Annotated in this window: 13 protein-coding genes; 9 read left to right on the plus strand and 4 right to left on the minus strand. The window is 68.9% G+C overall.

Features of this window, described 5'->3' with window-relative positions:
• Positions 1-99: 99 nt before the first annotated feature.
• A complete protein-coding gene (locus KHP12_RS36205; RefSeq protein ID WP_211834110.1) occupies positions 100-1572 on the minus strand; it encodes a hypothetical protein in 1473 nt (490 codons plus the stop codon).
• 91 nt (positions 1573-1663) lie between these two features.
• Entirely contained in the window at positions 1664-1891 is a 228-nt protein-coding gene (locus tag KHP12_RS36210; protein WP_020872000.1) for a hypothetical protein, read from the minus strand.
• A gap of 171 nt (positions 1892-2062) precedes the next feature.
• Between KHP12_RS36210 and KHP12_RS36215 the strand changes: the two genes are divergently transcribed.
• Positions 2063-3037 carry a carbohydrate kinase family protein gene (locus KHP12_RS36215; RefSeq protein ID WP_086884096.1) on the plus strand — a complete coding sequence of 325 codons (975 nt, stop codon included), beginning with the start codon at positions 2063-2065 and terminating at the stop codon, positions 3035-3037.
• 276 nt (positions 3038-3313) lie between these two features.
• On the opposite strand, the gene KHP12_RS36220 is transcribed toward KHP12_RS36215, so the two are convergent.
• Positions 3314-4723, minus strand: coding sequence for a cysteine desulfurase/sulfurtransferase TusA family protein (locus KHP12_RS36220; RefSeq protein ID WP_211834111.1), 1410 nt, complete (start codon positions 4721-4723; stop codon positions 3314-3316).
• 599 nt (positions 4724-5322) lie between these two features.
• Here KHP12_RS36220 and ctaC point away from each other — a divergent pair.
• From ctaC to KHP12_RS36240, 4 genes are all read left to right on the plus strand, one after another.
• Positions 5323-6285, plus strand: a complete 963-nt coding sequence (ctaC, locus tag KHP12_RS36225) for an aa3-type cytochrome oxidase subunit II (RefSeq protein WP_037949142.1) — start codon at positions 5323-5325, stop codon at positions 6283-6285.
• Positions 6282-8021, plus strand: coding sequence for an aa3-type cytochrome oxidase subunit I (gene ctaD / locus KHP12_RS36230; RefSeq protein WP_086884098.1), 1740 nt, complete (start codon positions 6282-6284; stop codon positions 8019-8021). The genes ctaC and ctaD overlap by 4 nt, the downstream gene beginning before the upstream one ends.
• Entirely contained in the window at positions 8018-8416 is a 399-nt protein-coding gene (locus tag KHP12_RS36235) for a cytochrome c oxidase subunit 4 (RefSeq protein ID WP_086884099.1), read from the plus strand. Before ctaD ends, KHP12_RS36235 begins: the two co-directional genes overlap by 4 nt.
• Positions 8417-8572: 156 nt before the next feature.
• The gene (locus tag KHP12_RS36240; RefSeq protein WP_086884100.1) at positions 8573-9826 is read left to right on the plus strand and encodes a L,D-transpeptidase; all 1254 of its coding nucleotides are present in this window, start codon (positions 8573-8575) and stop codon (positions 9824-9826) included.
• A 22-nt stretch (positions 9827-9848) separates the two neighbouring features.
• On the opposite strand, the gene KHP12_RS36245 is transcribed toward KHP12_RS36240, so the two are convergent.
• A complete protein-coding gene (locus KHP12_RS36245) occupies positions 9849-10250 on the minus strand; it encodes a hypothetical protein (RefSeq protein ID WP_086884105.1) in 402 nt (133 codons plus the stop codon).
• Positions 10251-10461: 211 nt separating this feature from the next.
• Between KHP12_RS36245 and ctaE the strand changes: the two genes are divergently transcribed.
• The 4 genes from ctaE (at position 10462) to qcrB (ending at position 14647) form a co-directional block, all read left to right on the plus strand.
• Complete coding sequence (gene ctaE / locus KHP12_RS36250; protein WP_020872008.1) at positions 10462-11082, plus strand: aa3-type cytochrome oxidase subunit III; 621 nt, start codon at positions 10462-10464, stop codon at positions 11080-11082.
• Positions 11083-11151: 69 nt separating this feature from the next.
• Positions 11152-11961, plus strand: a complete 810-nt coding sequence (gene qcrC, locus KHP12_RS36255; protein WP_086884101.1) for a cytochrome bc1 complex diheme cytochrome c subunit — start codon at positions 11152-11154, stop codon at positions 11959-11961.
• The gene (qcrA, locus tag KHP12_RS36260; protein ID WP_086884102.1) at positions 11958-13013 is read left to right on the plus strand and encodes a cytochrome bc1 complex Rieske iron-sulfur subunit; all 1056 of its coding nucleotides are present in this window, start codon (positions 11958-11960) and stop codon (positions 13011-13013) included. Before qcrC ends, qcrA begins: the two co-directional genes overlap by 4 nt.
• The gene (gene qcrB / locus KHP12_RS36265) at positions 13010-14647 is read left to right on the plus strand and encodes a cytochrome bc1 complex cytochrome b subunit (RefSeq protein WP_086884103.1); all 1638 of its coding nucleotides are present in this window, start codon (positions 13010-13012) and stop codon (positions 14645-14647) included. The genes qcrA and qcrB overlap by 4 nt, the downstream gene beginning before the upstream one ends.
• Positions 14648-14662 lie beyond the last annotated feature (15 nt).

Consider the following 14662-nt stretch of genomic DNA (forward strand, 5'->3'; position numbering starts at 1 on the left):
GGCGGAGTAAACAGCGCGACGGAAGGGGGCGGGCCCCGTGGGCCCGCCCCCTTCCGGCTGTCTGGCTGTCTGGAATTCCGGCTGCCCTGAGCCGTTCGCTCACTTCCGCAGCGGCACCGTCTCACCGGTGGACCCGTCCACGACCTTCCGGCCGTCCAGCGGCTCCTTCAGCGTCACCTTCCGCTCCAGCTGCTTGGCGATGAGGATGCAGGCCCGCCCCGGATGCTTCGGCTCGCTCTTGAGGTCCAGCGTCACCTTGTCGGAGGTCTCCTTCGCGGAGACCGAGTAGGTGTTGCAGACCCCGCCCCAGAAGCGCAGCGTCAGGGTCTTGCCGTCCACGCTGTACGAGGTGAGGTGATCCGGCTTGGAGGTGCCGTCCCCCTTGCCCGGCGAGGGGGAGTGGCCCGGCTCCTTCGCCTTCTTGATGAACTCCGGCTTCACCGCGGGGTAGGGCAGGGTGACCGCCACCCGGTTGGTCCCGGTCGGCTTGGTCTCGAAGATCCACGACGGCACCAGCGCCCGCCGGCCGTCCACCATGTGCGAGGCGAGGCCGAACGTCACCTTGCGCACGGTCACCTTGCCCGAGGGGCCGTCGCTCCTGCCCGACGTCGAGTTCAGCCGCTGGAGCGCCTGCTCCGCGCTGAGCACCGGATAGCTGTCGTCCCCCTTGGGCTTCGACAGCGTTCCGCTGCCGCCGACCAGCTGGCCGTCGGCGCCGACCTGGAGATTGGTGCCCCAGCCGTAGGTGGGCAGATCGCCCACCTTCGGGTCCGCGTTCACCATCCGCACGGCGCCGTAGAGGCCGCTCGCGTCCAGCTTGGCGTCCGACAGCCCGAGCGCCTTGAGCACCGGCTCGGCGGCGCTCTGGGCCTTCTCCTCGGAGACGGCCTTGTCGCGGCCCTCGGCGGCGCCGTTGTCACCGCGCTTGTCGCCGTCGCGGTAGGTGGGGCAGCTCTCGTCGGCCTTGTCCGCCCCGTCGCCCTTGTCGGTCCGGGTGCTCTGGGGCGCCTTCTTCCCGTCCGGGTGGACGCAGGAGGTGTCGCCCGGCGCCCCGTAGCGGGAGTACGACCAGCTGCCCGGCCCGGTCCGGCTCACCCGCAGCGTCGGGCCGCTCGCGTCCGGGGTGCCGCCCACCTTCCAGTACCCGTGGTCGGCACGGGGGCTGCCGGAGACGTCCAGGGCCTTCGCCAGCCGCGCCACATCGGCCTTGGTGACCTTCGGGTCGGTCAGATACACCGGGGCCTTGTCGGGCCCGTCCGGCAGCTTGCCCGTCATCACATAGCGGCCGCCGTGCGGGTCGGGCTCACCGGGCGCGATGCCCTCGTTCCCGCCCCGCTCCCCGCCCGGGGAGGCGTAGGCGTCCAGTGCGAGGGGTTTCGGCGATCCGTTCTCGCCCGACGCGCCCGGACCCCGGGTGCCGCCGTCCGCCGCGGTGGACGCCCAGTAGGCGCCGCCACCACCGGCGACCAGCACCGCTGCCGCCACCGAAACGACGGCCAGCGGCGAGCGCCGGCGCGGCCGGGAAGTGTCGTCGTCGGGGGTCTGCGGGGTGTCGGTGTCCTCGGTGCTCACCGTTTCGCTCCTTCGGCTCCGCTCACGTTCTACGGTCCCATCCCTCGCGAGGAGATGCCGATGAGACGGCGCCGGGGCGCGGCCGGTTCCTTCAATCGCCGTAGTCGGACATGCCGGCCAGCAGATCGGCCGATGTGGCGGGCACCGTGATCCCCCGGATGCGGGAGGCGGCGACCGGGGAAACGGGCCTGGTGGGAGCGGCCGATACGGTGACCGTCCAGTGCGGCGCCATCCGCGCACCGTCGCCGCGCAGCTCCTCCAGATATTCGGGCTCGATGGCCCCGGTGGCGGGAAACGCGGGGGTGAGGTGCTGGGGCATGATGCCTCCCGGTCCTTGGGTGTCGCCGACGCGTCCCCCGTCTCCACGCACCGTATTCAGCAGGTGTCGGTGAAAAAAGACCTACTATTGGGTAGTTTCTTCCGTTCGTATGGACCGGGCCGAGCAGATAGCGTGAGGCATCCGACCTCTCCGCCCCGCAGGAGCGACTCAGTGCGTATCGCCGTAACCGGCTCCATCGCCACCGACCATCTGATGTCCTTCCCCGGCCGTTTCGCCGATCAGCTGGTCGCCGATCAGCTGCATACGGTCTCCCTCTCCTTCCTTGTCGACACCCTCGACGTCCGCCGCGGCGGAGTCGGCCCCAACATCTGTTTCGGCATGGGCCTGCTGGGTCTGCGCCCGATCCTGGTCGGCGCGGCCGGCGAGGACTTCGCCGACTACCGCGCCTGGCTGGACCGGCACGGTGTGGACACCGCGTCCGTCCATATCTCCGAGGTCCAGCACACCGCGCGCTTCGTGTGCACCACCGACGCGGACCACAACCAGATCGCGTCCTTCTACACCGGCGCCATGAGCGAGGCCCGTCAGATCGAGCTCCAGCCGGTCGCGGAGCGCGTCGGCGGTCTCGACCTGGTGCTGATCAGCGCGGACGACCCGGAGGCCATGGTCCGCCACACCGAGGAGTGCCGCTCGCGCGGCATCGCCTTCGCCGCCGACCCCTCCCAGCAGCTCGCCCGCATGGAAGGGGAGGACATCCGGCTGCTGATCGGCGGCGCGGAGTACCTGTTCACCAATGAGTACGAGGCCGCGCTGATCGAGACCAAGACCGGCTGGACCGCGGACCAGATCCTCGCCAAGGTCGGCACCCGCGTCACCACGCTCGGCGCGCAGGGCGTGCGGATCGACCGCGAGGGCGAGGAGCCCGTGGTCGTCGGCTGCCCGGAGGAGGAGCAGAAGGCCGACCCGACCGGCGTCGGCGACGCCTTCCGCGCGGGCTTCCTCTCCGGTCTGTCCTGGAACCTCTCGCTGGAGCGGGCCGCCCAGGTGGGCTGCATGCTGGCGACGCTGGTCATCGAGACGGTCGGCACCCAGGAGTACGAGCTGCGCCGCGGCCACTTCATGGAGCGCCTCGCCAAGGCGTACGGCCATGACGCGGCGGGCGAGATCGCGGCCCACCTCCCCTGAACCCGTGGGGCGCCCAGGGGGCCGATGGCCCCCTGGGCGCCCCTGAAGGGGCGCGGGGCTGTGTCGATGTGCGGCTCCGCCGCGTGGGCGCGACCGGCCACGACGGTGCCGCAGACGATCCACGGCAGGTCAGGGCACGTCCAGCGGAGTTATGCGGCTCCGCCGCGTGGCAGGGCCTTCGCTCCCAGGCCCCGGGGTCTGGGGCGGAGCCCCAGTTGTGGGAAGGGGCGGGGAGGGGGCAGCCCGCCGCAGGCGTCATGATCCGCCGGACACCCCCTAGGCGCGGCGGCGCACTCGGTACGCCACGCCCCGCTCGGCCGGGCGCTCGCCCTCGTAGGTCTGGCCGCGCATCTCGCACCAGGCCGGGATGTCCAGCCGGGCCGCCTCGTCGTCGGCGAGGACCGTCACCACCCCGCCCACCGGCACCTCGCCGATCACCTTGGCCAGCTCGATCACCGGGATCGGGCACCGCTTGCCCAGCGAGTCGACCACCAGCTCGGGCTCGGGCTCGGGGTCCGGATCGGCCGCGGCTTCGGCTTCGGCCGGTTTCGGGGCGCCCAGGCGCTCCCGTACGCCCGCCACCACCCCCGGCAGCGCCTCCAGGAACCGGTCCACGTCCGCCTCGGCCGTACCGCGCGGGAGCGAGACCCGGACATTGCCCTCGGACAGCACCCCCATGGCCCGCAGCACATGGCTCGGGGTCAGCGTGGAGGAGGTGCAGGAGGAGCCGGACGAGACCGAGAACTCCGCCCGGTCCAGCTCATGGAGGAGCGCCTCTCCGTCGACATAGAGACAGGAGAAGGTCACCAGGTGCGGCAGCCGCCGCTCCGGGTCGCCGACCACCTCGACGTCCGGCACCAGCTCCGGCACCCGCGCCCGGATCCGCTCCACCAGCCCCCGCAGCCGCTCCGCCTCGGCGGCGGCCTCCGCCCGGACGGCCCGCAGCGAGGCGGCCGCGGCGACGATGGCGGGGAGGTTCTCGAACCCGGGGGAGCGCCCCGACTCCCTTTCATCGGCGGGCTGAACCGTACGGAAGCGCACCCCCTTGCGCACCGCGAGCAGGCCCACCCCGGCAGGACCGCCCCATTTATGGGCACTTGCGGTCAGAAGCGACCAATTGCCCTCCACGGGGCCCCAGCCGAGCGACTGCGCCGCGTCCACCAGCAGCGGTACGTCCGCCGCCGCGCACTCCTCGGCCGCCTCGGCCACCGGCTGCACCGTGCCGACCTCATGGTTGGCGGACTGTAGACAGGCCAGCGCCACCCCGCCCGGGGCCTCCCGCAGGGCCGCCGCGTACGCACCGGGCGCGACCCGTCCCGTACGGTCCACCGGGACCTCGGTGACCGTGCCGCCGTCCGCCTCGTGCGCGGCCGCCGTGTGCAGCACCGAGGAGTGCTCCACGGCGGAGACGATCAGATGGCGACCGGCGCGCCGCCGTCCCCCGAGCGCCCCCGCGATGCCGTCGTGCACCGCGCGGGTCCCCGAAGAGGTGAAGACGAGCTCGTCCGGGCGGCACCCCACGGCCTCGGCGGCCGCCTCCCGCGCCGCGTCCAGCAGCAGCCGGGCCCGCCGCCCCTCCCGGTACAGGCGCGAGGGGTCGGCCCACCCCTCGTCGAGTGCGGCGAGGAGCGCCTGCCGGGCGACGGGGTGCAGGGGAGCGGATGAGGCCGCGTCGAAGTAGGGCACGTAAGAAACGCTAAGCGTTCCGGGGGGAGTGGCGCGAGGTGCGGTCGTTCGTCCCCGGCTGCGTCGTGGCTGGTCGCGCCCACGCGGCGGAGCCGCACATTGACACAGCCCGCGCCCCTTCGGGGCGCGACCGAACCGCAGCGGACTTCAGCGAGGCCGCTTAGTCGCCGCGACCGGCGAACGGACGGGCACGGCCCCGCCGAGGATCGCACCGGCACCGGCACCGGCACCGGCACCGGCACCGGAACCGGAACCGCGATCGCACCGGCTCCGGAACCGCGATCGCATCGTCCCCGGAACCAGGGTCGCACCTGCCCGGAGCCGGGCCCGGACCGGGGCCGGAACCCGTGCCGCGCCCGGCGCGAAAAGGCCGTCGGAACCCGTGCCGCGCCCGGGCGGAAAAGCCCGCCGGAGCCCGGGATTCCACCCCTTCGTGGAGCGCCCCGGCGCGTTGGGCACCCTCCCCGCGCGACCCCAAATGGCGTCCAGTAGGGTTTGGTCCGCATAAACATCCAAACCCCTGCCCGCACCGGGCCGGCGACCGACCAGACAGACGGCCGCGGCCGACCGCGCGGGCGAGACTCTCGGGAAGGCGCTACGTGAGTCCCAACGGCTCCGACCGCTCGTCGCGGCGCCCGGTGCGGCGGAAGCTGCTGCAGGCGCTGGCCGCGGGCTTGGTCCTGGCGACCGCCACCGGTTGCACATCCAAGGACTTCCCCCGCCTCGGAATGCCTACCCCCGTCACGGAGGAGGCGCCGCGGATCCTCTCCCTGTGGCAGGGCTCGTGGGCGGCGGCGCTCGCCACGGGCGTCCTGGTCTGGGGCCTGATCATCTGGGCGGTTATCTTCCACCGCCGCAGCAGGACCAAGATCGAGGTTCCCGCGCAGACCCGGTACAACATGCCGATCGAGGCGCTGTACACCGTGGTCCCGATCATCATCGTCTCGGTGTTGTTCTACTTCACCGCACGCGATGAGAACGCGCTCCTCAAGACCTCCAAGAAGCCCGACCACGTGGTCAACGTGGTGGGCTACCAGTGGAGCTGGGGCTTCAACTACATGGAGAACGTGGACGGTTCCACCGCCACGCCCAAGCAGGAAGCCAAGGAGATCTCCGCGATCCCCAAGCGCATGCTGAACGCGGTCCCCAAGGGCGCCGAGGGCGTCTACGAGGCGGGTACCCCCGGTGAGCGGAACCCGCAGACCGGCAACCCGGGTCCGACCCTGTGGCTGCCGAAGGGCGAGTCGGTCCAGTTCATCCTGACGTCCCGCGATGTCATCCACTCGTTCTGGGTGGTCCCCTTCCTGATGAAGATGGACGTCATCCCGGGTCACACCAACCGCTTCGAGGTCACTCCGAACCGCGAGGGCACCTTCAAGGGCAAGTGCGCCGAGCTGTGCGGCGTCGACCACTCCCGGATGCTCTTCAACGTCAAGGTGGTGTCGCCGGAGCGTTACCAGCAGCACCTCAAGGAGCTGGCGAAGAAGGGCCAGACCGGCTACATCCCGGCGGGCATTGAGCAGACGGACGCCGCCAAGAACGCGGAGACCAGGACATCGTGAGCATCCTCAACGAACCCCAGGGTGCCGGCACCGCCGCCTCGCAAGAGCGGCAAGCGCCGGTACGTCGGAAGCAGCCGGGCAATGTCGTCGTCAAGTGGCTGACCACCACGGACCACAAGACGATCGGCACGCTCTACCTCGTCACGTCGTTCGCGTTCTTCTGCATCGGCGGCCTGATGGCGCTCCTCATGCGCGCCGAGCTGGCCCGTCCGGGTACGCAGATCATGTCGAACGAGCAGTTCAACCAGGCGTTCACCATGCATGGCACGATCATGCTGCTGATGTTCGCCACCCCGCTGTTCGCGGGCTTCACGAACTGGATCATGCCGCTCCAGATCGGTGCGCCCGATGTGGCGTTCCCGCGGCTGAACATGTTCGCGTACTGGCTGTACCTCTTCGGCTCGCTGATCGCGGTGGGCGGGTTCCTGACCCCGCAGGGCGCGGCCGACTTCGGCTGGTTCGCCTACTCCCCGCTGTCGGACGCGGTCCGTTCGCCGGGTATCGGCGCGGACATGTGGATCATGGGTCTGGCCCTCTCCGGCTTCGGCACGATCCTCGGTGCGGTCAACTTCATCACCACGATCATCTGCATGCGCGCTCCGGGCATGACGATGTTCCGGATGCCGATCTTCACCTGGAACGTGCTGCTGACCGCGGTGCTGGTCCTGCTCGCCTTCCCGGTGCTGGCCGCCGCGCTGTTCGCCCTGGAGGCGGACCGTAAATTCGGGGCGCATGTCTTCGACGCGGCCAATGGCGGAGCGTTGCTCTGGCAACACCTCTTCTGGTTCTTCGGCCATCCAGAGGTGTACATCATCGCGCTGCCGTTCTTCGGCATCATCTCCGAGGTCATTCCGGTCTTCTCCCGGAAGCCGATGTTCGGTTACATCTCCCTGATCGCCGCGACCATTTCGATCGCCGGTCTCTCGGTGACGGTGTGGGCCCACCACATGTATGTCACCGGCGGAGTGCTACTGCCGTTCTTCTCGTTCATGACGTTCCTCATCGCGGTGCCGACCGGTATCAAGTTCTTCAACTGGATCGGCACGATGTGGAAGGGGTCGCTGAGCTTCGAGACCCCGATGCTCTGGGCGGTCGGCTTCCTGATCACCTTCACCTTCGGTGGTCTGACCGGTGTGATCCTGGCGTCGCCGCCGATGGACTTCCACGTCTCCGACTCGTACTTCGTGGTGGCCCACTTCCACTACGTGGTCTTCGGCACCGTGGTCTTCGCGATGTTCGCCGGATTCCACTTCTGGTGGCCGAAGATGACCGGCAAGATGCTGGACGAGCGGCTCGGCAAGATCACCTTCTGGACGCTGTTCGTGGGCTTCCACGGCACGTTCCTGGTGCAGCACTGGCTGGGCGCCGAGGGCATGCCCCGCCGGTACGCCGACTACCTGGCGGCCGACGGCATCACCACGCTGAACACCATCTCGACCATCAGCTCCTTCCTGCTGGGCCTGTCGATCCTGCCGTTCCTCTACAACGTCTGGAAGACCGCCAAGTACGGCAAGAAGGTCGAGGTCGACGACCCCTGGGGCTACGGCCGTTCGCTGGAGTGGGCGACCTCCTGCCCGCCCCCGCGGCACAACTTCCTCACCCTGCCGCGGATCCGCTCCGAATCCCCGGCGTTCGACCTGCACCACCCGGAGATCGCGGCGCTCGACCAGCTCGAGAACCACGGTGCGCCTGACGATGACAAGGCCCTCGCGGGTGGTAAGGAGGCCGGCAAGTGAAGGTCCAAGGCCGGATGTTCATCTGGCTGGCCGTCTTCATCCTCGTCATGGCGATCGTCTATGGCGTGTGGTCGAAGGAGCCGGCCGGCACCACGGCGCTCTTCCTGGCCTTCGGGCTGAGCATCATGATCGGCTACTACCTGGCCTTCACGGCCCGCCGGGTGGATGTCGGTGCGCAGGACAACAAGGACGCGGATGTCGCGGACGACGCCGGCGAGCTGGGATTCTTCTCCCCGCACAGCTGGCAGCCGCTCTCCCTCGGCGTCGGCGGCGCCATGGCGTTCCTGGGCGTGATCTTCGGCTGGTGGCTGCTCTTCTTCTCGGCCCCGGTCATCATGGTCGGTCTCTTCGGCTGGGTCTTCGAGTACTACCGCGGCGAGAACGCCAACCAGTAGCCCTGACCGGCTGATACGAGCGGGGCCCGGACACCTCCCCAGGTGTCCGGGCCCCGCTCGGCGTTACGGGCCCGGACGGCCCCGCCGATCCGTTCGGTTCACTCCGGTGCCTCACTCCGCGCGCCGTTCCCGGACGGCGTTCCTAACGTTGGCTCCATGAGCCACACACCTCGATCACTCAGAAGCCGGGCGGTGCTGACCTGCGCCCTGCTGGTGGCGCCGCTGATAGCGGGTCTGAGCGGATGCGGGGGATCCCCCGACCCCCTGTCCGCCAAGCCGTACGACGCCGCCGATCAGATCTCGTTCAGCGGTGACGGTGACGGCGACGGCCGCAAGGCCAATCCGGACGAGCCGCTCGAAGTGACGGCCAAGGGCGACGACAGCCGGATCACGGATGTCACGGCCACCGACGCCGCGGGCCGCTACGTCCGGGGTGAGCTGACCGACGACGGCAGGCACTGGCGCAGCACCGTGCCGCTGGCCGCGGGCGCCCACTACACGCTGAAGGTGTCCACGGAGGACTCCAATGGCGCTCCGGGCCGTCGTACGGTCGACTTCACCACCAGCTCCGCCCACCGGCTGCTGAAGGTCACCTTCGGCCCCAAGGCGGGGGAGTACGGGGTGGGGCAGCCCGTCACGGCCAAGCTGAGCCGGCCCGTCAAGGACCCCTCGGCCCGCGCCGTGATCGAGCGTGCCCTGAAGGTGGACGCACGGCCCGCGGTGGAGGGCGTCTGGCACTGGGTGGACAGCCGGAACCTGCACTACCGCCCGCAGGAGTACTGGCCCGCCCACGCCACCATCACGGTGCACTCCAACCTCAAGGGCATCCGGATCGGCGGCGGGCTCTACGGCGGCGAGGCCAAGTCGCTGCGGCTGACCACCGGCGACCGCCTCGAGGCCCTCACCGACTCCGGCACCCACCAGATGACGGTGAAGCGCAACGGAGTGCCGATCCGGACCATCCCGATCACCACCGGTATGCCCGGATTCGACACCCGGAACGGCATCAAGGTCATCCTGGCCAAGGAATCCGCCGTACGGATGACGGGCGCCAGCATCGGGCTCGGCGCGGGCTCCTACAACCTGATGGTCTACTGGGCCGCCCGGGTCACCGAGAGCGGTGAATACGTCCATGCCGCGCCCTGGTCCACCGGCTCACAGGGCTACGCCAACGTCAGCCACGGCTGCACGGGCATGAGCACGGCGAACGCCCAGTGGTTCTTCAACACCGTGCGCCTCGGGGACATCGTCCAGGTGGTGCACAGCAATGGAGAGGACATGCCGACATTCGACAACGGCTACGGCGACTGGAACATGGCCTGGGCGGACTGGCGCAAGGGCAGCGCCATCGCCTCCGGCCAGTCCGACGCCGCCCCCGCCGACTCCGCCCGGCTCCGGCCCCAGGTCTGAGCGGACGGTGCGGACGGTGAGGTCAGGCGCCCACGGCGAGCCGCTTGCGGAGCAGCCCGGCCAGCGCGTCCGCCAGGGCCACCGGGTCCACCGGATGCGTGACCGCGGCCTCCGCGCGGCTCCAGGTGGCCAGCCAGGCGTCCTGCGGGCGGCCGATGAGCAGCAGCACCGGCGGGCACTGGAAGATCTCGTCCTTGATCTGCCGGCAGACGCCCATCCCGCCCGCGGGCGCCGACTCGCCGTCCAGCACACAGGCGTCGATGCCGCCCTCCTCCAGCGCCGAGAGAACGGCCGGGAAGGTGGCGCACTCCAGGAACTCCACCGGGGGCACATCGGCGGCGGGCCGGCGCCCGGCCGCCAGGCGCACCTGCTCGCGGGTGCTCACGTCATCGCTGTAGACCAGCACCGTTGCGGTGGGCCGCATCATGACCTCCGGGCGAAGTAAGTGATCTGCCGGGCTCCTGAGGCGGATGCTACTCCCGTACAGCCGTCCGGAGGAGGGGGTGTACGGATCTCTCCCTCCTTCGGGGGACTGTCCGGAACAGCCCCGACGAGCAGGGTCGATGTCCTTGACGCGGCCCTTGACACTCCGAACGGGACCCCCGGGAGTGAGCGCTGGATAAGCGACCGACATAATGTCGGTCGTGGCGACAGCAACAGCAGTAGAAACCGGGCACGCGCACCCGTCGGTCAACCGGCCGAACCTCACCAGCGTCGGAACCATCATCTGGCTGAGTTCCGAGCTGATGTTCTTCGCGGCCCTCTTCGCGATGTACTTCACCCTGCGATCGGTGACCGGAGCCGAGCACTGGAAGGAAATGGCGTCCTCGCTGAACTTCCCGTTCTCGGCGACGAACACCACGATCCTGGTGCTCTCCTCCCTCACCTGCCAGCTCGGCGTCTTCGCCGCCGAGCGCGGCGACGTGAAGAAGCTGCGCTCCTGGTTCGTGATCACCTTCATCATGGGCGCGATCTTCATCGGCGGTCAGATCTTCGAATACACCGAGCTGGTCAAGAAGGACGGGCTTTCGCTCTCCTCTGACCCCTACGGCTCGGTGTTCTACCTGACCACCGGCTTCCACGGCATGCATGTGACGGGCGGCCTGATCGCCTTCCTGCTTGTCCTGGGCAGGACGTACGCGGCCAAGAGGTTCACCCACCAGCAGGCGACGGCGGCCATCGTCGTGTCCTATTACTGGCACTTCGTCGATGTCGTCTGGATCGGCCTCTTCGCCACGATCTACATGATCAAGTAAGCCGGTCACCGCACCGGAACCACGTCCTTAACAGCATCGACGCAGAAGATCCTGACACCGGGGTAATCCGTGAAAAAGCTCTCCGCACGACGGCGCCATCCGCTGGCTGCGCTCGTCGTCCTACTCTTCGCGCTGGCGGTCACTGGGGGGCTGTACGCCGCGTTTTCGCCGAGCGAGGCGAAGGCCGACGACAGCTCCGCCCAGTCCCTCGCCATCGAGGAGGGCAAGAAGCTCTATGCCGTCGGCTGCGCCAGCTGCCATGGCACGGGCGGTCAGGGGACCTCTGACGGCCCGAGCCTGGTCGGCGTCGGCTCCGCCGCCGTGGACTTCCAGGTCGGCACCGGCCGCATGCCGGCGCAGCAGCCGGGCGCCCAGGTGCCGAAGAAGAAGAAGATCTACTCGGACGCCGAGATCGAGCAGCTCGCGGCCTACATCGCGTCGCTCGGTGCGGGTCCGGTGACGCCCACCAAGAGCGAGTACAGCCCGGACAACGCGGACGTCGCGAAGGGCGGGGAGCTCTTCCGTACGAACTGCGCGCAGTGCCACAACTTCGCCGGTAAGGGTGGTGCCCTCACCAACGGCAAGTTCGCGCCGGCTCTCGACGGGGTCAGCCCCAAGCATCTCTACGAGGCCATGCAGACCGGCCCGCAGAACATGCCCTCCTTCCCCGACACCGTGATGCCGGAGAAGAACAAGCAGGACATCATCGCCTACCTCGACACGGTCAACAGCGACAAGAGCAAGACCCCCGGGGGTCTTGAGCTCGGCGGGCTCGGCCCGGTGAGCGAGGGTCTGTTCGGCTGGGTCTTCGGCATGGGCGCGATGATCGTCCTCACCATCTGGGTCGCCGCCCGGACCGCAAAGGCCAAGAAGTCATGAGTAGCCACGAGATTTCAGAAGCAGAAGACAAGCTGCCGGAAGCGCGGGGGGCCGAGAGTGCCGTAAGGCCGGCCGAGGACCCGTTCGCCGACCCGGGGCTGCCCCCGCACGAGCACCGTAAGCAGGACATCGACGAGCGGGCCGCGAGGCGCTCCGAGCGCACCGTCGCCCTGCTCTTCACGGTCTCGATGCTGGCCACGATCGCCTTCATCGCCGCGTATGTGGCACTCCCGGTCGACAGGTACATCTACGTCTTCCCGATCGGGCACATCAGCGCGCTGAACTTCGCGCTGGGGCTGACGCTCGGCATCGCGCTGTTCACCATCGGCGCGGGCGCGGTCCACTGGGCCCGCACCCTGATGTCCGATGTGGAGGTCGCCGACGAGCGCCACCCCATCGAGGCCAGCCCCGAGGTCAAGTCGAAGGTCCTCGAGGACTTCGCCACCGGCGCCAAGGAGTCCGGCTTCGGCCGGCGCAAGCTGGCCCGCAACACCCTCTTCGGCGCGCTCGCGCTGGTGCCGCTCTCCGGCATCGTGCTGCTGCGGGACCTCGGTCCGTTGCCGGGCACCAAGCTCCGGCACACCAAGTGGGCCAAGGGCAAGCGGCTGATGAACTACAACACCATGCAGCCGCTGCGCCCCGAGGACATCGCCGTCGGCTCGCTCACCTTCGCCATGCCCGAGGGCATGAGCGAGGAGCAGCACGACTTCCAGACGGAGATCGCCAAGGCCGCCCTGATGCTGGTCCGGCTCCAGCCGGAGAACATCAAGGACAAGCGCGAACTGGACTGGTCGCACGAGGGCATCGTCGCGTTCTCCAAGATCTGCACCCACGTCGGCTGCCCGATCAACCTCTATGAGCAGCAGACCCACCACGTCCTGTGCCCCTGCCACCAGTCGACCTTCGACCTCTCCGACGGTGGCCGAGTGATCTTCGGTCCGGCCGGTCACGCGCTGCCGCAGCTGCGGATCAAGGCCAACGACCAGGGGTACCTCGAAGCCATGGGCGACTTCTCGGAGCCCGTCGGTCCTGCTTACTGGGAGCGCGGATGAGTACTACAAGCGACAGCGCCGCGCAGCGCCGGGGCAAAGCGCCCGCCGGTGAGCGCGTCGCGGACTGGGCCGATGGCCGGCTGGGCATCTACAGCCTGGCCAGGGCCAATATGCGCAAGATCTTCCCGGACCACTGGTCCTTCATGCTGGGCGAGGTCTGCCTCTACAGCTTCATCGTCATCATCCTCACGGGTGTGTACCTGACGCTGTTCTTCCACCCCAGCATGTCCGAGGTCGTCTACGAGGGCCCGTACGTCCCGATGCAGGGCGTGCGGATGTCCGACGCGTTCAAGTCGACCCTCGACATCAGCTTCGAGGTGCGCGGCGGTCTGCTGATCCGGCAGATCCACCACTGGGCCGCGCTGGTCTTCCTCGCCGGCATGTTCACGCACATGATGCGCGTGTTCTTCACCGGCGCGTTCCGCAAGCCGCGTGAGATCAACTGGCTGTTCGGCTTCCTGTTGTTCTTCCTCGGCATGCTGACCGGCTTCACCGGCTACTCGCTCCCCGACGACCTGCTCTCCGGCACCGGTCTGCGGTTCATCGAGGGTGTGTTCCTGTCGATCCCGGTGGTCGGCACCTACATCTCGATGTTCGTCTTCGGCGGCGAGTTCCCGGGGACGGACCTCATCGCGAGGCTCTACCCGGTCCACGTCCTGCTGCTGCCGGGCATCATGCTCGGCCTGCTGGTGGCGCACCTGATCCTGGTCTTCTACCACAAGCACACGCAGTACCCCGGGGCCGGAAAGACCGAGAAGAACGTCGTCGGCATGCCTCTGCTGCCGGTCTACATGGCCAAGGCGGGCGGCTTCTTCTTCCTGGTCTTCGGTGTGATCGCGGTCCTCTCCGCGGTCGCGACCATAAACCCGATCTGGACCATCGGTCCCTACCGGCCCGACCAGGTGTCCACCGGTGCCCAGCCCGACTGGTACATGGGCTTCGCCGAGGGTCTGGTCCGTGTGATGCCCGGCTGGGAGATCAACGCCTGGGGCCACACGCTCGTCCTGGGCGTGTTCATCCCGATCGTGCTCTTCCCGCTGGTCCTGTTCGCGATCGGGCTCTACCCGTTCATCGAGTCCTGGATCACCGGCGACAAGCGTGAGCACCACATCCTGGACCGCCCGCGCAACGCCCCGACGCGTACCGCGTTCGGTGTCGCCTGGATCACCGCGTACTTCGTGATGCTGGTCGGTGGCGGTAACGACCTGTGGGCCACCCACTTCCACCTGTCGATCAACTCGATCACGTGGTTCGTGCGGATCGCCTTCTTCGTCGGCCCGGTCCTGGCGTTCATCGCCACCAAGCGGATCTGCCTCGGCCTCCAGCGGCGCGACAAGGACAAGGTGCTGCACGGCCGTGAGACCGGCATCATCAAGCGGCTGCCGCACGGTGAGTTCATCGAGGTCCACGAGCCGCTCGCGCAGGAGCAGCTGCACATTCTCACCCAGCATGACCAGCCCGAGCCCTACGAGATCGGCCCGGAGGTCGACGAGAACGGGGTCAAGCGGAAGATAAAGCGTTCCCAGAAGCTCCGTTCGAAGCTCTCCAAGGGCTACTACGGCGGGGACAACGTCATTCCGAAGCCGACCCGCGAGGAGTACCACGAGATCACCAGCGGCCACGGCCACCACTGATCTCCCGGTAACCCT

Origin of the sequence: Streptomyces asiaticus (assembly GCF_018138715.1) — a bacterium.
Taxonomy (GTDB): Bacteria; Actinomycetota; Actinomycetes; order Streptomycetales; family Streptomycetaceae; genus Streptomyces; species Streptomyces asiaticus.